This window comes from Citrobacter sp. wls708 (assembly GCF_005281255.1).
In the GTDB taxonomy this organism is placed as follows: domain Bacteria; phylum Pseudomonadota; class Gammaproteobacteria; order Enterobacterales; family Enterobacteriaceae; genus Citrobacter; species Citrobacter werkmanii.
The window spans coordinates 109,801-126,466 of the sequence record NZ_SZXE01000016.1 but is presented as its reverse complement, the minus strand read 5'-3'; the positions used below and the strand labels follow the sequence as shown (position 1 = coordinate 126,466).

Below are 16,666 nucleotides of genomic sequence, written 5' to 3'. Positions count from 1 at the left end.
TCATCCGGGTTAGCCTCGGTAGGCCGGATAAGGCAACGCCGCCATCCGGCAATAAAAAAAGCGTGGAGCATTCCACGCTTTTTTTATTGGGAGCGAAAAAATTACTTCGCTTTACCCTGGTTAGCAACGGCTGCGGCTTTTGCCGCGATCTCGTCAGCGTTACCCAGATAGTAGTGTTTAATCGGCTTAAAGTTTTCGTCAAACTCATAGACCAGCGGTACGCCGGTCGGGATGTTCAGTTCGAGGATTTCATCTTCGCTCATGTTATCCAGGTACTTCACCAGCGCGCGCAGGGAGTTACCGTGAGCAGCGATAATTACGCGCTCACCGCTTTTCATACGCGGCAGAATGGTTTCGTTCCAGTAAGGAATCACGCGATCGATGGTCAGCGCCAGGCTTTCGGTGAGCGGTAGTTCTTTGTCAGTCAGTTTGGCATAACGCGGGTCGTGACCCGGATAACGCTCGTCATCTTTGGTCAGTTCCGGCGGGGTGACCGCAAAGCCGCGACGCCATTGCTTAACCTGCTCGTCACCGTATTTTTCAGCGGTTTCTGCTTTGTTCAGACCCTGTAGCGCGCCGTAATGACGCTCGTTCAGTTTCCAGGATTTCTCAACCGGCAGCCAGGCCTGATCCAGTTCGTCCAGTACGTTCCATAGGGTATGGATGGCACGTTTCAGCACAGAGGTATAGGCAAAATCGAAGCTATAGCCTTCCTCTTTCAACAGTTTACCGGCCGCTTTTGCTTCACCTACGCCTTTCTCGGACAGATCAACGTCATACCAACCGGTAAAACGGTTTTCGTTGTTCCACTGACTTTCACCGTGTCGTACCAGAACCAGCTTAGTTACAGCCATACACTCACTCCTATCAATCATATTTAATGATAATAATTCTCATTATATTGCCGTAATGAGTCAGCGGCAATGCTTACGCATAACCATAGCGAAAATAGCGCCACAGTGTAAGGTTCTTGTGAACTCAAGGTTGCGATTTTGTCTTTGGATGATGGGGGGTTGAGCGGGTTTACTGCGGAAAACAAACAACAGGCCCGATAAATTTATGCTATCGGGCCTGTCAGGATGAACTGTCAGGCAGGAATAAACTGATATTCCGTCACGCTGGCATACTCTTCACCCGGATGCAGGAAGCAGTCCGGCTGTGGCCATTCCGGATGGTTCGGGCTGTCTGGCAGAAACTCACTTTCCAGCGCCAGACCTTGCCAGTCTTCATAGGCCTCCGGCCCACGTGAAGGCGTACCGCCAAGGAAGTTTCCTGAGTAAAACTGCAATGCCGGGGCTGAGGTGTAAACCACCATCTGCAGTTTTTCATCCTGAGACCAAACCTGAGCCGCCGGAGTACGCGCATTGCCTTGTGCCTGGAGCAGGAAGGCGTGATCGTAACCTTTTACCTTGCGCTGATCGTCATCGGCCAGAAATTCGCTGGCGATGATTTTCGGGGAACGGAAATCAAAAGTGCTTCCGGCGACGGATTTCAGCCCGTCATGCGGGATGCCCATTTCGTCTACGGGTAAATACTCGTCCGCCAGAATTTGCAGCTTGTGCTGGCGCACATCCGTTTTGTCACCGTCGAGATTAAAGTAGACATGATTCGTCAGATTTACCGGGCAGGGCTTATCAACCGTGGCACGGTAGGTTATCGAAATCCGATTATCGTCAGTCAGGCGATACTGCGCGGTGGCGCAAAGATTACCAGGGAAACCCTGGTCGCCATCGTCAGACGTTAAGGCAAACAGCACCTGACGGTCATTCTGATTCACTATCTGCCAGCGACGTTTGTCGAAACCGTTCGGTCCGCCGTGCAGTTGGTTATCACCCTGGCTTGGCAGCAATTCAATGGTTTCGCCGTCAAAGGTATAGCGGCTGTTGGCGATACGGTTAGCGTAGCGGCCAATGGAAGCCCCCAGAAACGCAGCCTGTTCCGGGTATTGCTCCGGACTGGCGCAACCGAGCAGGGCTTCGCGCACACTACCATCGCTAAGTGGAATACGCGCAGAGAGCAGCGTTGCGCCCCAGTCCATGAGCGTGACCACCATCCCTGCGTCGTTACGCAGGGTAAGCAGGCGGAACGGCTGACCGTCGGGCGCCATTACGGGAATTTCGTTTAACATTGTCCGGCTCCTTGTGAAGGTTTACAGACGTAAAATGTTTCTTTAATACCGGTTTTAGCTTCGTACTGTTCGGCGACAGCCTGCTGCACGGCAGGTACCAGATCTTGCGGGATCAGCGCCACAATACAGCCCCCGAAGCCGCCGCCTGTCATACGAACACCACCTTTATCGCCGATGGTTGCTTTGACAATCTCAACCAGCGTATCAATTTGCGGCACGGTAATTTCAAAGTCATCGCGCATTGAAGCGTGAGATTCCGCCATCAGCTGACCCATGCGTAACAGGTCGCCTTTTTCCAGCGCATTCGCAGCTTCCACGGTACGCGCGTTTTCCGTGATCACGTGACGAACGCGTTTGGCGACAATCGGATCCAGTTCGTGAGCAACTGCGCTAAAGGTTTCAAAGCTGACGTCACGCAGGGCAGGTTGCTGGAAGAAACGCGCCCCTGTTTCACACTGTTCGCGACGGGTGTTGTACTCGCTACCCACCAACGTACGTTTAAAATTGCTGTTGATGATTACCACCGCCACGCCTTCAGGCATGGAAACGGCTTTGGTGCCCAGCGTACGGCAGTCGATCAGCAGCGCATGATCTTTCTTGCCAAGCGCGGAGATCAACTGATCCATAATGCCGCAGTTGCAGCCGACAAACTGGTTTTCAGCTTCCTGGCCGTTCAGAGCAATCTGCGCCCCGTCGAGCGGCAGATGATAAAGCTGCTGGAACACGGTACCTACCGCCACTTCCAGCGAAGCCGAAGAGCTTAAGCCTGCGCCCTGAGGCACATTACCGCTGATCACCAGATCCGCGCCGCCAAAGGCGTTATTACGCTTTTGCAGATGCTTCACCACGCCACGCACGTAGTTTGACCACTGCTGGCTATCATGAGCGATAATTGGCGCGTCCAGAGAGAACTCGTCCATTTGATTATCGTAGTCAGCCGCGATAACGCGAACTTTTCTGTCATCGCGTGCCGCACAGCTAATCACGGTTTGATAGTCGATAGCGCAGGGCAGAACGAATCCGTCGTTATAATCGGTATGTTCGCCAATCAGGTTTACACGGCCCGGTGCCTGAATAGTATGGGTGGCAGGGTAGCCAAATGTTTCAGCAAACAGAGATTGTGTTTTTTCTTTCAGACTCATTATTTAAACTCCGGATTCGCGAAAATGGATGTCGCTGACCGCACGCAGTCGTTCAGCCGCTTGTTCTGCTGTCAGGTCGCGCTGGGTTTCCGCCAGCATTTCGTAACCGACCATAAATTTGCGCACGGTTGCCGAACGCAGCAGCGGCGGATAAAAGTGTGCGTGCAACTGCCAGTGTTGGTTTTCTTCACCGTTAAACGGTGCGCCGTGCCAGCCCATGGAGTAGGGGAATGAGCACTGGAACAGGTTGTCGTAACGACTGGTCAGTTTTTTCAACGCCAGCGCCAGATCAGCGCGCTGTTCGTCGGTCAAATCGGTGATACGCAGGACATGCGCTTTTGGCAGCAGCAGCGTTTCGAACGGCCATGCCGCCCAATAGGGCACGACTGCCAGCCAGTGTTCTGTTTCAACGACCGTACGGCTACCATCAGCCAGTTCACGCTGGACGTAATCAAGGAGCATCGGCGCGCCCTGTTCGGCGAAGTACGCTTTTTGCAGGCGATCTTCACGTTCGGCTTCGTTGGGCAGAAAGCTATTGGCCCAAATCTGTCCGTGGGGATGGGGGTTCGAACACCCCATTGCCGCGCCTTTATTCTCAAAGACCTGCACCCAGGGATAGGTTTTGCCTAAATCTGCCGTCTGTTCCTGCCACGTTTTCACGATTTCTGTTAGCGCAGGCACGCTGAGTTCCGGCAGCGTTTTGCTGTGATCGGGCGAAAAGCAAATCACGCGGCTGGTACCGCGCGCGCTCTGACAGCGCATTAACGGATCGTGGCTGTCCGGCGCGTCCGGGGTATCGGACATCAGCGCGGCAAAGTCGTTAGTAAAAACATAGGTCCCGGTGTAATCCGGGTTTTTATCGCCGGTAACACGTGTATTGCCTGCACACAGGAAGCAGTCCGGGTCATGTGCGGGTAGGACCTGCTTAGATGGTGTTTCCTGCGCCCCTTGCCAGGGGCGTTTTGCACGATGCGGTGAGACGAGGATCCACTGCCCGCTGAGCGGGTTAAAACGGCGGTGTGGATGATCGACAGGATTGAATTGCGTCATGATTGATCCTTAATCCGTATATCCCTGCGGATGGCGTGATTGCCAGTGCCAGGTGTCTTGCGCCATTTCATCCAGGGTGCGAGTTACGCGCCAGTTGAGCTCGCGATCGGCTTTACTGGCATCTGCCCAGTAGGCCGGAAGATCGCCATCACGACGCGGGGCAAAATGGTAATTCACCGGTTTACCGCAGGCTTTACTGAAGGCGTTGACCACATCCAGCACGCTGCTGCCGATGCCCGCCCCGAGGTTGTAAATATGCACGCCCTGATTGCCCGCCAGTTTTTCCATCGCGGCGACGTGGCCATCTGCGAGATCCATGACGTGGATATAGTCGCGAACGCCGGTGCCATCTTCGGTAGGGTAGTCGTTGCCAAATATGGCAAGGGACTCGCGGCGGCCAACGGCAACCTGTGCGATGTAAGGCATCAGGTTATTTGGAATACCTTGCGGGTCTTCACCCATATCACCTGACGGATGCGCGCCAACCGGGTTGAAGTAGCGCAGTAAGGCGATACTCCAGTCGGGCTGTGCTTTTTGCAGATCGGTCAGGATCTGTTCAACCATCAGCTTACTTTTGCCATACGGGCTTTGTGGTGTGCCGGTGGGGAAACTTTCAACGTAAGGAATTTGCGGCTGATCGCCATAGACGGTCGCGGAGGAGCTGAAAATGAAGTTTTTCACGTTAGCGGCGCGCATGGCATTCACCAGACGCAGCGTCCCGTTGACGTTGTTGTCATAGTATTCCAGCGGCTTGGCAACGGACTCGCCAACGGCTTTTAACCCGGCAAAATGGATGACCGTGTCAATGGCATGATCGTGCAGAATTTCGGTTATCAGCGCTTCGTTACGAATATCCCCTTCCACGAAAGTCGGGTGTTTGCCGCCTAAACGCTCGATGACGGGCAGAACGCTGCGCTTGCTGTTGCAGAGGTTATCCAGGATCACCACCTCGTGACCGTTTTTCAGCAACTGCACGCAAGTGTGGCTTCCTATGTAACCGCTACCACCTGTAACCAATACTCTCATAATTCGCTCCGTTAAGCCTATGGTATGCAATAACCATAGCATAACAAAGATGCGAAAAGTGTGACATGGAATAAATTAGTGGAATCGTTTACACAGTGATGTTTTCACTCGTTTGCATTGGTTATTTTATTTTAAATCATCATGTTAAGTTGTTATCTCGGAGTTTATCTGAAAAAAATGCAGAAAAAAGGGCGTGTTAAACGCCCTCAAATGAAAATTAACGCAGAGAGGTTTGTTGATAGGCGTAGACATCGCCCTCGGGCACAAACTCCAGTCGATGGGTAATGCAGGCCGGGGCGTCTTCAGCATGGTGGGAGACAAACAGCAGTTGGGTTTCGCCTTCACCGATCAGTACATCCACAAACCGACGAATCAGTTGGCGATTGAGCGGGTCCAGGCCTTGCAAAGGCTCGTCGAGGATTAACAAAGTCGGGTGTTTAACCAGCGCACGCACAATCAACGCCAGCCGTTGCTGCCCCCAGGAAAGACTGTGGAACGGCGCATCCGCGATACGTTTATCCATGCCCAGAATATCCAGCCACTGCTGGACCAGTTTGTGCTGTCTGTCAGAGACGGCCTGATAGATGCCGATTGAGTCAAAGTAGCCGGAGAGAATCACATTGCGTACCGTCGTACTGACCCGGTAATCGAGATGCAGGCTACTGCTGACGTAGCCGATGTGTTTTTTAATATCCCAGATAGTTTCACCACTACCCCGGCGGCGGCCAAACAGCGTTAAATCGTTGCTGTAACCCTGGGGGTGATCGCCGGTGATTAAACTCAGTAGGGTTGATTTTCCCGCCCCGTTGGGGCCGACGATCTGCCAGTGTTCCCCCGGATTTACCTGCCAGCTCAGATGATGCAGGATAGGGCGATCGTTATACGAGACGGTGCCATCGTTAAGCACAATACGCGGCTCGTTATCGGACAGCGTGCGACGGACCGAAGGCTCGTCCGGCTCGGGTAATTGGATGCCTTCCAGGCGTTCACTATGGGCAAGTTGAGCGATTAATGCCTGTTGCAGAAGGTCTGCTTTTGCGCCGGTTTCAGTCAACGTGCAATCGGCAAGTACGCCGGCAAATTGCACGAACTCGGGAATCTCATCAAAGCGGTTAAGCACCAGTACCAGCGTAAAACCGGTCTGGTGCAGTTCAGCGAGCAGTTCTGCTAACTGGCGACGGGACGCCACGTCCAGCCCGTCAAAAGGCTCATCAAGGATCAGTAAATCCGGTGCGGACATTAACGCCTGACAGAGCAGGGTTTTGCGTGTTTCACCGGTGGAAAGGTATTTGAAACGCCTGTTGAGCAGGGAAGAAATACCAAACTGCTGCGCCAGCGCAGCGCAGCGAGCGGGGTCGTTGACCTCATCCTGAATGATTTCTGCGGTGGTACGCCCGGTGTCATCTTCACCGGGGCTGAGAAGATCGGTGTTGTTTCGCTGCCACTCGTCGCTGACCAGCTTTTGTAGCTGCTCGAAGGAGAGTCGGGTAATACGTGTAAACTGACAGTGCCGCTCACCTTTCAGTAGCGGCAATTCTCCTGCCAGCGCACGGGCCAGCGCGGATTTCCCGCTGCCGTTAGAGCCCACAAACGCCCAGCTATCACCCGCGTGTAATGTCAACGCATCTAACTGGAGCGTTTTTGTGTCGCTAAGACGAAACGTGCCTTGCGAAATTTGCAATGATGACATTTTGTATCCCATTATTTGCAGCAATTAATGACAGGGATACGTGTTCTTCAGGCTAATGTCAATTAACTCAGCACAGCGTCGCAATAATCACTTTGTCAGCATTAAAATATGCTGTTGCGTTAGCACCTTCCGCTAAAGCGTGAGTCTGCTCCACTGGCAGCGTCGCACACAGCGTCTGGCCGTCTGGCAACGTCATTAACACCTCACATTGTTCTGCGCCACGTTCGATATGACTAATCGTTCCATGCAACTGATTATCAGCGGCCTGAGCGATAGCATCGTCCTGGGTAATGCCTACCCACGGTGCTTTCAACAGAATTAATACTTCTTTGCCTTCCTCAAGACCCAAACGCTCACCGCTTTGCGCAGTAATCGCCACCTTCAGGCGCGTTTCGCCATCGGCCAACAGGACGTCGACATGCTGCTGAACCTGATCGTGGTCGCGAGCGGTAATCGTGCCAAACCATTGGTTACGGGCGCTGGTTTGCAGTGAAAAGCGGGAAATGGCTGCCAGCAGGCTATTGAGCGGCAGCGCATCGTCATCGCTCAACACATCAAACGCTTTTTGTTGAATTTGTGCGAGCAAATCATACAGTTGGATCAGACGCTGGCCGTAACGCGTCAACACCGCGCCGCCGCCGCCTTTACCGCCGGTGGCGCGCTCAACCAGCGTTTGCTCACTGAGCTGATTCATTTCGTTAATCGCGTCCCAGGCGCTTTTATAACTGATACCCGCATCCTTCGCGCCCTGACTGATGGAGCCGGAAAGCGCAATGTGCTTAAGCAGAGAAATGCGACGGGGATCGGCAAACAGTTTTTGCTGAAGTTTCAGCGTAAGAAGGATTTCGGCCTGCATCACAAGCTCCTGGCAAAAAAGGGTATTGTGACGGAAAACCGCGTGCGCGCAAAGCCAACCGCACAAAAGGGGAGTGCTTTTCTGCGCGATGTGGTTAGAATACAACTAAGGACTATATCTGGAGTTGACCATGTTAGAGTTATTGAAAAGTCTGGTATTCGCCGTAATCATGGTACCTGTGGTGATGGCCATCATTCTGGGTCTGATTTACGGATTGGGTGAAGTGTTCAACATTTTTTCCGGTATCGGTCAGAAAGACCAGTCCAGACAGAATCATTGATTCCCCAAACGCCCGCTCAGTCGGGCGTTTATATTTTTGCCTTTCAGCTCGTTTTCTCAGACAACAGTTTCTCAAGATCCTGCTTCTCGTGCCGATATTTTCATGGCGTAACCTCTAATTGGTATCAATAACCGCTGGGAAAATTCTGGCTTAACCGTTATATTTGCGCGTACATAACGAAACTCAAAGGAGCTACAGATGGCACGCACATGGTTACGCTTGTTTGCAGGGGCGACGCTTTCTCTTTCTGTCGCAGGACATGTATTGGCGGATGAAGGGAAAATCACGGTATTCGCAGCGGCTTCGCTCACCAACGCGATGCAGGATATTGCGACGCAATACAAAAAAGAGAAGAACGTTGACGTCGTCTCCTCTTTTGCCTCTTCTTCTACGCTGGCGCGTCAGATAGAAGCAGGCGCGCCTGCTGACCTGTTTATTTCTGCCGATCAGAAATGGATGGATTATGCGGTCGATAAAAAATCGATGGATACCGCCACGCGTGCAACGCTGTTAGGCAACAGTCTGGTGGTGGTGGCGCCGAAAGCCAGCGCCCAGCAAGACTTTACTATCGACAGTAAAACCAACTGGACCCATTTGCTGAATGGTGGACGCCTGGCTGTCGGCGATCCGGAACATGTTCCGGCAGGTATTTATGCCAAGGAAGCACTGCAAAAATTGGGCGCATGGGATACTCTGGCGCCGAAACTGGCACCTGCGGAAGACGTTCGCGGTGCGCTGGCGCTGGTGGAACGTAATGAAGCGCCGCTGGGGATCGTCTATGGTTCCGATGCGGTCGCCAGCAAAGGCGTCAAGGTCGTCGCGACCTTCCCGGAAGATTCACACCAAAAAGTGGAATACCCTATCGCGATTGTTGATGGGCACAAAAACGCAACGGTCAGCGCGTTCTATGATTACCTGAAAGGACCGCAGGCTGCTGAAATTTTTAAACGTTATGGATTTACGACCAAGTAATGATACTGACCGATCCTGAATGGCAGGCCGTCATACTGAGCCTGAAAGTTTCTTCCCTGGCCGTGCTGTTTAGTTTGCCGTTTGGGATCTTCTTTGCCTGGCTGCTTGTGCGATGCACCTTCCCGGGCAAAGCGCTGCTCGACAGTGTTTTGCATTTGCCGTTGGTGCTGCCGCCAGTTGTGGTGGGGTATCTGCTGTTAGTCGCCATGGGGCGGCGCGGATTTATCGGTGAGCGGCTGTATGACTGGTTTGGCATCACCTTTGCCTTTAGCTGGCGCGGTGCGGTGCTGGCTGCGGCGGTGATGTCTTTCCCTCTTATGGTACGGGCAATTCGTCTGGCACTGGAAGGCGTCGACGTCAAGCTGGAGCAGGCGGCCCGAACGCTCGGGGCCGGACGCTGGCGCGTATTCATGACCATTACCTTACCGCTGATGTTGCCCGGCATTATTGTCGGGACGGTGCTGGCGTTCGCGCGTTCCCTCGGGGAATTCGGCGCAACGATTACCTTTGTCTCCAATATTCCTGGCGAAACCCGCACTATCCCCTCGGCGATGTATACCCTGATCCAAACGCCTGGCGGCGAAAGCGCAGCGGCAAGGTTATGCATTATTTCTATTGTGTTGGCGCTGATTTCACTGCTGATTTCTGAATGGTTGGCGCGTATTAGCCGTGAGCGGACGGGGCGATAATCATGCTGGAACTTAACTTCTCCCAGACGTTGGGAACCCATTGCCTGACGCTCAACGAAACGCTGCCTGCCAGTGGGATTACCGCTATTTTTGGTGTCTCCGGCGCGGGAAAAACGTCGCTGATTAACGCCATCAGCGGTCTGACGCAGCCGCAGTCCGGACGTATTGTGCTTAACGGTCGGGTGTTAAACGATGTTGAAAACGGAATCTGCTTAACGCCTGAAAAGCGTCGGGTGGGCTATGTATTCCAGGATGCGCGTCTGTTTCCCCATTATAAGGTGCGCGGTAACCTGCGTTACGGTATGGCGAAAAGCATGGCCGGGCAGTTTGATAAGCTGGTGGCGCTGCTGGGCATTGAACCGCTGCTCGATCGCCTACCGGGAAGTCTTTCCGGCGGCGAAAAACAGCGCGTTGCTATTGGTCGGGCGCTGCTTACCGCGCCAGAGTTATTGCTGCTTGATGAACCGTTAGCCTCACTGGATATTCCGCGCAAACGCGAACTGCTACCTTATCTGCAACGTCTGGCGCGTGAAATTAATATTCCGATGTTGTATGTCAGCCACTCGCTTGATGAAATTTTGCACCTGGCAGACAAAGTGATGGTGCTGGAAAACGGGCAGGTCAAAGCATTTGGTTCGCTGGAGGACGTCTGGGGGAGTAGCGTAATGCACCCCTGGCTGCCGAAAGAACAGCAGAGCAGCATTCTGAAAGTCAGCGTGCTGGAGCATCATCCTCACTATGCGATGACCGCGCTGGCGCTGGGCGATCAGCATCTGTGGGTCAACAAGCTTGAGCAGCCGCTGCAATCCGTGCTGCGCATTCGCATTCAGGCGTCTGATGTTTCGCTGGTACTCCAGCCGCCGCAGCAGACCAGTATTCGTAACATACTGCGTGCGAAGGTCGCCCAGTGCTATGACGATAACGGTCAGGTGGAAGTGCAGCTTGAGGTAGGCGGGAAAACGCTGTGGGCGAGGATCAGCCCGTGGGCCAGGGATGAGCTTGGCATCAAACCTGGCCTGTGGCTGTACGCGCAAATTAAGAGCGTGTCGATCACCGCCTGATTACAGCAGGTGGGTGTAGATAAACTTCGCGATGCTGTCGGTGGTATTGTCACCAATCACGATGTTGGCGCGGGCTTTGACCGCGTCATCAGCGTTACCCATCGCCACGCCGGTGCCTGCGGCTTCCAGCATGCTGATATCGTTAAAGTTGTCGCCAAAGGCGATCACATTTTCCATTGACCCACCCTGCGCTTCGATCCACTGAGTAAGACGTCGCCCTTTGCTGTTACCTTTACGCGCAATGTCGACTTGATCATGCCAGGACCATTCACACTCCAGCCCCAGTTGTTGTTCAACGTCTTTACCAAACTGCTGCAGTTTTGGAATATCTTCGTCGGTCAGGGCAAATTTCCACACGGCGTTGACATCATGCGCGGCCTGCGCCAGCGAAGGAACCTGGGTGAAGGTTGGGCGCTGTTCCGGCGGCAGCGTTTGCGCCCAGTTAGCGGTACGCACCACATGCCCGGTCGGACGCTCATACAGCATGGCCTCGTCAACATACATCAGTCCATGAATTTGATGTTCATCCAGCATTTCGATCAGCAGCAATGCCTGGTCAACCGGGAGAGGATCGGATTCCAGTACCTTTTTTGCATGATAATCATACAAGTAAGTGCCGTTGCAGCAAATTGCAGGTGTATCCAGCGCCAGTGCCTGATAAAAAGGATGAATAGCAACGTGATGGCGACCTGTGACAATGATAAGTTGGTAGCCTGCTTCTCTGGCGCGTGAGAGCGCTTCAAGAGAGGATGGCAACAAGGTCTTTTTCGGGGTCAGCAAGGTACCGTCTAAATCCAGGGCAATCACGCGTGCGGTCATAGGTTTTTCCAGATTAAGGTTGAGAATTGTGTCTGCTGGAATGGTACACCGAGACGGGAGCCGGACAAAATTCTGAGTCTTGATTAAGCATTCACCGTTAAAAGCGTCTACCTTAGGCGTGTGTCAGGCAATTGCAGCCACCTGCCAACAAGCAAAGGAGTATTCATGAAACAAACCGTTTATACCGCCAGTCCTGAGAGTCAGCAAATTCATGTCTGGAGCCTGAATCACGATGGGTCTTTGACGCTGACCCAGGTGGTTGATGTACCGGGTCAGGTACAGCCGATGGTCGTCAGCCCGGATAAGCGCTATCTCTATGTCGGTGTGCGTCCGGAGTTTCGTGTTCTGGCATATCGTATTGCGCCTGATGACGGTGCGCTGACCTTTGTTGCGGAGTCTGCGCTGCCGGGTAGTCCGACGCATATTTCTACCGATCATCAGGGGCGCTTCGTGTTTGTCGGTTCCTATAATGCGGGCAGCGTCAGCGTCACGCGTCTGGAAAATGGTCTGCCGGTGGAGCTCCTGGATGTGGTTGACGGTCTGGATGGTTGCCACTCGGCCAACATCTCTCCGGATAACCGTACTCTGTGGGTTCCGGCTTTGAAACAGGATCGTATCTGTCTGTTTGACGTCAGCGATGATGGCCATCTGGTCGCGCAGGAGCCGGCAGAAGTGACCACCGTGGAAGGCGCGGGTCCGCGTCATATGGTGTTCCATCCGAATAAGCAATACGCCTATTGCGTGAATGAGCTGAACAGCTCTGTTGACGTCTGGGAGCTGAAAGATCCGCACGGCAAAATTGAATGCGTACAGACGCTGGATATGATGCCTGCTGATTTCTCCGATACCCGATGGGCGGCAGATATTCATATTACGCCGGATGGTCGTCATTTGTATGCCTGCGATCGTACCGCCAGTCTGATTACGGTGTTTAGCGTCTCAGAAGACGGAAGCGTGCTGACTAAAGAAGGCTTCCAGCCGACCGAAACGCAACCACGCGGTTTTAATATCGACCACAGCGGTAAATACCTGATTGCCGCCGGGCAAAAATCTCATCACATCGCGGTGTACGAGATTGCTGGCGAACAAGGGTTGCTGACGGAGAAAGGTCGTTACGCGGTAGGACAAGGCCCGATGTGGGTGGTGGTTAACGCGTACTAATATTGCGTCTAATGCCGGATGAGTATCCGGCACATTGCCCGGCAGAGCATGAGTCTGCCGGGTTTACATCAGAGAATGGCAATTACTGCTTAGGCTCTGCAACCACTTTGCTACCAATACCGCGGTTGTTGTATTCCCACATGCGGTTGAAGTTAGTGTCGTTCAGGTTGCGCTGGATTTCGCCTTTATCATCTTCCGTGCCGGTATTACCGGTAAAGGGATGTTTCGAGATAACGCTTTCAGCCCACGGTTTCGCCATGTTAAAGCCTTCGTTAATCACGCTGTCGCGAATAACCACCTGTCCATTGGTGTTAGAATCAACATCCAGCGAGCGGCCCAGCTGCGCCACGCCATCACCACTTGCCGTGAAGCGGCTATTGATAGCCAGGAAACCGTAGTAGATGTTTGACAGGGTAGCCGGTGCAAACACGTACGATTCCTGCTGGGTACGGGAGTTCACAACGCGGAAATCGGTGTTATCGAATACCACCGCGCCACGACCAGACACGATATCCACATCGCCTTCAATGTAGCTGTTCGTCACCAGCGTACGCGGCTGACGATCGTTTTCCAGACGGTTTTGTACGCCGCTATTGGTCACGAAGAAGGTGTTCTGGCGACCCAGGATGTTGACGTTGTTGATCTGTACTTTATCGCCATCGGTACGCAGTGCGACTGCCGGATGGTTACCTGCATCAACGCTATCACCGAGGTTGTTTTCAATGGTCAGGTTCTGCAATTGCAGACCGTTATTTTGCGACCAAACGACCGCAGAACACATCACGCCAATATTGGTGCCGCGCTTGCTCTGGCAATTATCAAACATATACCACGCTGGTTTGCCCGGCATATATTTACCGCCCGGGTTCACCGTACGACGCCAGTCAGCGGTGCTCATATCACCGTCAATGGCCTGGCCAATTTTCACATCCAGCGGTTTTTCGCCAGTACCGTAAAGCGTCAGGCTACCTGTCGCTGCCGGGATATAGACCGTGCCCTGATATTCGCCCGGCATGATCGCGATGTACTGACGTTTGTTGGTACGTTTGATGATTGCCGCATCAACCGCGGCCTGAATGCTGGTATGCGTCACGCCCTGGGTACCTGCCGGGCCAACGACAAAGTCAGGCTGCGCGGGCAAAGTAATAGCAGAAGGGCTCCACGGCGCGGTGTTTGGCGTCAGCGCGGAAAAATAGTGCGCGGCGACGAAGTTTTTCGCTTCATTGGCCGACAGAATCGGGCGCGAAGCGGTGCCAGGCGCGGTCTGATCGGAAGGAATTTGATCGGGCGGTGTAGAGCTACAGGCGGTCAGCGTCACGCCAAAAGCCATTGCCAGCGCCAGACGGGAAACTGATGATATGTTCACAGGTTGCTCCGGGCTTTGAAAGTTATCCATTGAAGCCTGCTTTTTTATACTAAGTTGAGCGAAACGGGAAGGTTAAAAGGTAAAAAGTTCTTTTTTATCGCCGTAATGCCCGGCGCGGAGAGACCTTATATCACAAATAGATAACAATTATGCTCATCCAGGTTGACAACATCCGCTGAATCAAAAATAAATGTCTATACAACCTATGACAAGTGGTGAGTCAAATGCAGCAATTCTTCCCTGATGATGTTATCTGGCGCAATGTTCGCCTGGCGACCATGGATCCTGAACGTGATAACCCGTATGGGCTGGTGGATGGACATGCGTTGATCGTCCGCCAGGGTAAGATTCGCGCTATTGTGCCGGAGTCTTCGTTATACCTCACACATGACAATACCTTTGATTTGCAGGGCCGGCTGGTGACGCCTGGCCTGATCGACTGCCATACGCACCTGGTTTTTGGCGGAAATCGCGCAGGTGAATGGGAGCAGCGGCTTAACGGTGTTTCCTACCAGCAGATAAGCGCCCAGGGGGGCGGTATTAATGCCACCGTGTCGGCGACCCGTAGCGCCACTGATGAACAACTTCTTCATATAGCGCATCAGAGAATGGAGAGGTTAATCAAAGAAGGCGTTACGCTACTGGAAATAAAGTCTGGTTATGGTCTGGATTTGCAGACAGAAGAGAAAATATTACGTGTGGTGGCAGCGCTGGCGGCGGAAGATGTGATTGAAATAAGCCCGACGCTGTTGGCCGCGCATGCTACCCCGGCGGAATACCGGGGCGATCCTGACGGCTATATTACGCTGGTATGCGAGACTATTTTGCCGCAGTTGTGGGAGCAAGGGCTGTTCGAGACCGTCGATCTGTTCTGCGAAAGCGTCGGTTTTACGCTGGCGCAGAGTGAGCGGGTGTTCCAGGCAGCACAGGCGCTGGGCATCCCGATCAAAGCGCATGTTGAACAACTGTCACTGCTCGGCGGCGCCCAGTTGGTGAGCCGCTACCACGGTTTATCTGCCGACCATATTGAATATCTTGATGAAGCGGGCGTGGCGGCGATGAGCCAAAGCGGTACGGTTGGGGTGTTGTTGCCCGGCGCTTTCTATTTCCTCAAAGAGCAACAGCGTCCGCCGGTAGAGCTGTTACGGCAATATCAGGTGCCGATGGCGGTGGCGACCGACTTCAACCCTGGCACCAGTCCGTTTATCAGTCTGCACTGGGCGATGAATATGGCTTGCGTCCAGTTTGGCTTAACGCCGGAAGAAGCGTGGGCTGGCGTCACCCGTCATGCGGCCCGGGCGCTGGGACGTCATGCCTCTCACGGTCAATTGAAGGCCGGGTTTGTGGCCGATTTTGTGGTGTGGGATGCCGAACTCCCGGTCGAGATCCTCTATGAGCCAGGGCGTAACCCGCTCTACCAACGTGTATTCAAAGGACAACCTGCATGACTAACTGGCAACCTGCTTCTCCTGCACTATGGCAGGGGCGAGATGACCGCGCCGAGTCGCCGACTGCGCTGCGCCTGTTTCAGACGATTACGCTGAGTCCGGCGTTTTCCCCGGAAATGTACTCTGAGCAGATAGCACTGCTTGGTTTTGCCTGTGATGAAGGCGTTAAACGTAATCAGGGGCGTACGGGAGCCGCCGGAGCGCCAGATGCGCTACGTAAAGCGCTGGCGAATTTAGCCAGTCACGACGGGCATCAGCGGCTGGTGGATCTGGGAAATATTGTGGCGCAGGCCCCCGATCTTGAGGGCGCGCAGCAGGCGCTACGCAAGGCGGTACAGCGCTGTCAGCAGACGAAAATGCGTACCCTGGTACTGGGGGGAGGACACGAAACCGCGTTTGCCCATGGCGCTGGCGTGCTGGATGCGTTCCCACAGGCAAAAGTGGGCATCATCAATCTCGACGCGCATCTCGATTTGCGTCATGCCGAACAGGCCACATCTGGTACGCCGTTTCGCCAGCTGGCGCACCTTTGCGATGAACAGCAACGCGGATTTCACTATGCCTGTATCGGCGTCAGTCGGGCGGCAAATACCCAGGCGCTGTGGGATGAAGCGCAGCGGCTTGGTGTCACGGTGGTGGAAGATTTGCACTGTGATTCGGCACAGGCCCAACTGGCGCAGTTTGCCTCTGGCGTGGATGTCATCTATCTGACTATCGACCTTGACGTGCTGCCGGTTTGGGAAATGCCCGCGGTGTCAGCTCCCGCCGCGCTGGGCGTACCGTTGGCGACGCTGTTGGGGCTGATTGAACCCCTTTGTCGTAGCGGTAAACTGCAGGCGGTGGATATGGTTGAATTTAATCCACGCTTTGACGATGATGGCAGAGCGGCACGCGTTGCGGCGCGATTAGGCTGGCAAATCGCGCACTGGTGGCGCTGACATGCCTGAGGGCGTTACGCTTATCAGGTTCGGGTAATGT

16 protein-coding genes are annotated in these 16,666 nt (G+C 53.8%); 7 read left to right on the top strand and 9 right to left on the bottom strand.

Annotation, left to right across the window (positions count from 1 at the left end; genetic code table 11):
* Window positions 1-101: 101 nt before the first annotated feature.
* The 7 genes from gpmA to modE form a co-directional block, all read right to left on the bottom strand.
* Window positions 102-854, bottom strand: a complete 753-nt coding sequence (gene gpmA / locus FDW97_RS10285; RefSeq protein WP_038638971.1) for a 2,3-diphosphoglycerate-dependent phosphoglycerate mutase — start codon at window positions 852-854, stop codon at window positions 102-104.
* A 233-nt stretch (window positions 855-1,087) separates the two neighbouring features.
* Window positions 1,088-2,128, bottom strand: coding sequence for a galactose-1-epimerase (gene galM, locus FDW97_RS10280; protein WP_069323186.1), 1,041 nt, complete (start codon window positions 2,126-2,128; stop codon window positions 1,088-1,090).
* Window positions 2,122-3,270: a galactokinase gene (galK, locus tag FDW97_RS10275; protein WP_087857618.1), complete on the bottom strand. Its 1,149-nt coding sequence runs from the start codon at window positions 3,268-3,270 to the stop codon at window positions 2,122-2,124. The genes galM and galK overlap by 7 nt, the downstream gene beginning before the upstream one ends.
* Before the next feature lie 3 nt (window positions 3,271-3,273).
* Window positions 3,274-4,320, bottom strand: a complete 1,047-nt coding sequence (gene galT / locus FDW97_RS10270) for a galactose-1-phosphate uridylyltransferase (RefSeq protein ID WP_121528777.1) — start codon at window positions 4,318-4,320, stop codon at window positions 3,274-3,276.
* Between the two features lie 9 nt (window positions 4,321-4,329).
* Complete coding sequence (gene galE, locus FDW97_RS10265; RefSeq protein ID WP_137351006.1) at window positions 4,330-5,346, bottom strand: UDP-glucose 4-epimerase GalE; 1,017 nt, start codon at window positions 5,344-5,346, stop codon at window positions 4,330-4,332.
* A 217-nt stretch (window positions 5,347-5,563) separates the two neighbouring features.
* A complete protein-coding gene (modF, locus tag FDW97_RS10260) occupies window positions 5,564-7,036 on the bottom strand; it encodes a molybdate ABC transporter ATP-binding protein ModF (RefSeq protein WP_137351005.1) in 1,473 nt (490 codons plus the stop codon).
* 67 nt (window positions 7,037-7,103) lie between these two features.
* Window positions 7,104-7,892 (bottom strand): molybdenum-dependent transcriptional regulator, encoded by a 789-nt coding sequence (modE, locus tag FDW97_RS10255; protein WP_137351004.1) that lies wholly within the window; start codon window positions 7,890-7,892, stop codon window positions 7,104-7,106.
* Window positions 7,893-8,022: 130 nt separating this feature from the next.
* Here modE and FDW97_RS10250 point away from each other — a divergent pair, with 130 nt between their 5' ends.
* From FDW97_RS10250 to modC, 4 genes are all read left to right on the top strand, one after another.
* Complete coding sequence (locus FDW97_RS10250; RefSeq protein WP_003023026.1) at window positions 8,023-8,172, top strand: AcrZ family multidrug efflux pump-associated protein; 150 nt, start codon at window positions 8,023-8,025, stop codon at window positions 8,170-8,172.
* 198 nt (window positions 8,173-8,370) lie between these two features.
* A complete protein-coding gene (modA, locus tag FDW97_RS10245; RefSeq protein WP_137351003.1) occupies window positions 8,371-9,144 on the top strand; it encodes a molybdate ABC transporter substrate-binding protein in 774 nt (257 codons plus the stop codon).
* On the top strand, window positions 9,144-9,833 hold the full coding sequence (gene modB, locus FDW97_RS10240) for a molybdate ABC transporter permease subunit (RefSeq protein WP_038638996.1): 690 nt from the start codon (window positions 9,144-9,146) through the stop codon (window positions 9,831-9,833). The genes modA and modB overlap by 1 nt, the downstream gene beginning before the upstream one ends.
* Window positions 9,834-9,835: 2 nt before the next feature.
* The gene (gene modC / locus FDW97_RS10235) at window positions 9,836-10,894 is read left to right on the top strand and encodes a molybdenum ABC transporter ATP-binding protein ModC (protein ID WP_038638999.1); all 1,059 of its coding nucleotides are present in this window, start codon (window positions 9,836-9,838) and stop codon (window positions 10,892-10,894) included.
* Here the strand turns inward: modC and FDW97_RS10230 are convergent, their stop codons facing one another.
* Window positions 10,895-11,713 (bottom strand): pyridoxal phosphatase, encoded by an 819-nt coding sequence (locus FDW97_RS10230; protein WP_085047480.1) that lies wholly within the window; start codon window positions 11,711-11,713, stop codon window positions 10,895-10,897.
* 165 nt (window positions 11,714-11,878) lie between these two features.
* Between FDW97_RS10230 and pgl the strand changes: the two genes are divergently transcribed.
* Window positions 11,879-12,874, top strand: coding sequence for a 6-phosphogluconolactonase (gene pgl, locus FDW97_RS10225; RefSeq protein ID WP_038639009.1), 996 nt, complete (start codon window positions 11,879-11,881; stop codon window positions 12,872-12,874).
* 82 nt (window positions 12,875-12,956) lie between these two features.
* Here pgl and FDW97_RS10220 read toward each other — a convergent pair whose 3' ends face one another.
* The gene (locus FDW97_RS10220; protein ID WP_137351002.1) at window positions 12,957-14,240 is read right to left on the bottom strand and encodes a putative acyl-CoA thioester hydrolase; all 1,284 of its coding nucleotides are present in this window, start codon (window positions 14,238-14,240) and stop codon (window positions 12,957-12,959) included.
* 224 nt (window positions 14,241-14,464) lie between these two features.
* Here FDW97_RS10220 and hutI point away from each other — a divergent pair, with 224 nt between their 5' ends.
* Both hutI and hutG read left to right on the top strand, forming a co-directional pair.
* The gene (gene hutI / locus FDW97_RS10215; RefSeq protein ID WP_137351001.1) at window positions 14,465-15,688 is read left to right on the top strand and encodes an imidazolonepropionase; all 1,224 of its coding nucleotides are present in this window, start codon (window positions 14,465-14,467) and stop codon (window positions 15,686-15,688) included.
* Window positions 15,685-16,626 (top strand): formimidoylglutamase, encoded by a 942-nt coding sequence (gene hutG / locus FDW97_RS10210; RefSeq protein WP_137351000.1) that lies wholly within the window; start codon window positions 15,685-15,687, stop codon window positions 16,624-16,626. Before hutI ends, hutG begins: the two co-directional genes overlap by 4 nt.
* Window positions 16,627-16,666 lie beyond the last annotated feature (40 nt).

Coding starts and splice junctions, on each gene's coding strand:
- gpmA (WP_038638971.1), bottom strand. CDS start 854: ATGGCTGTAACTAAGCTGGTTCTGGTACGACACGGTGAAAGTCAGTGG.
- galM (WP_069323186.1), bottom strand. CDS start 2,128: ATGTTAAACGAAATTCCCGTAATGGCGCCCGACGGTCAGCCGTTCCGC.
- galK (WP_087857618.1), bottom strand. CDS start 3,270: ATGAGTCTGAAAGAAAAAACACAATCTCTGTTTGCTGAAACATTTGGC.
- galT (WP_121528777.1), bottom strand. CDS start 4,320: ATGACGCAATTCAATCCTGTCGATCATCCACACCGCCGTTTTAACCCG.
- galE (WP_137351006.1), bottom strand. CDS start 5,346: ATGAGAGTATTGGTTACAGGTGGTAGCGGTTACATAGGAAGCCACACT.
- modF (WP_137351005.1), bottom strand. CDS start 7,036: ATGTCATCATTGCAAATTTCGCAAGGCACGTTTCGTCTTAGCGACACA.
- modE (WP_137351004.1), bottom strand. CDS start 7,892: ATGCAGGCCGAAATCCTTCTTACGCTGAAACTTCAGCAAAAACTGTTT.
- FDW97_RS10250 (WP_003023026.1), top strand. CDS start 8,023: ATGTTAGAGTTATTGAAAAGTCTGGTATTCGCCGTAATCATGGTACCT.
- modA (WP_137351003.1), top strand. CDS start 8,371: ATGGCACGCACATGGTTACGCTTGTTTGCAGGGGCGACGCTTTCTCTT.
- modB (WP_038638996.1), top strand. CDS start 9,144: ATGATACTGACCGATCCTGAATGGCAGGCCGTCATACTGAGCCTGAAA.
- modC (WP_038638999.1), top strand. CDS start 9,836: ATGCTGGAACTTAACTTCTCCCAGACGTTGGGAACCCATTGCCTGACG.
- FDW97_RS10230 (WP_085047480.1), bottom strand. CDS start 11,713: ATGACCGCACGCGTGATTGCCCTGGATTTAGACGGTACCTTGCTGACC.
- pgl (WP_038639009.1), top strand. CDS start 11,879: ATGAAACAAACCGTTTATACCGCCAGTCCTGAGAGTCAGCAAATTCAT.
- hutI (WP_137351001.1), top strand. CDS start 14,465: ATGCAGCAATTCTTCCCTGATGATGTTATCTGGCGCAATGTTCGCCTG.
- hutG (WP_137351000.1), top strand. CDS start 15,685: ATGACTAACTGGCAACCTGCTTCTCCTGCACTATGGCAGGGGCGAGAT.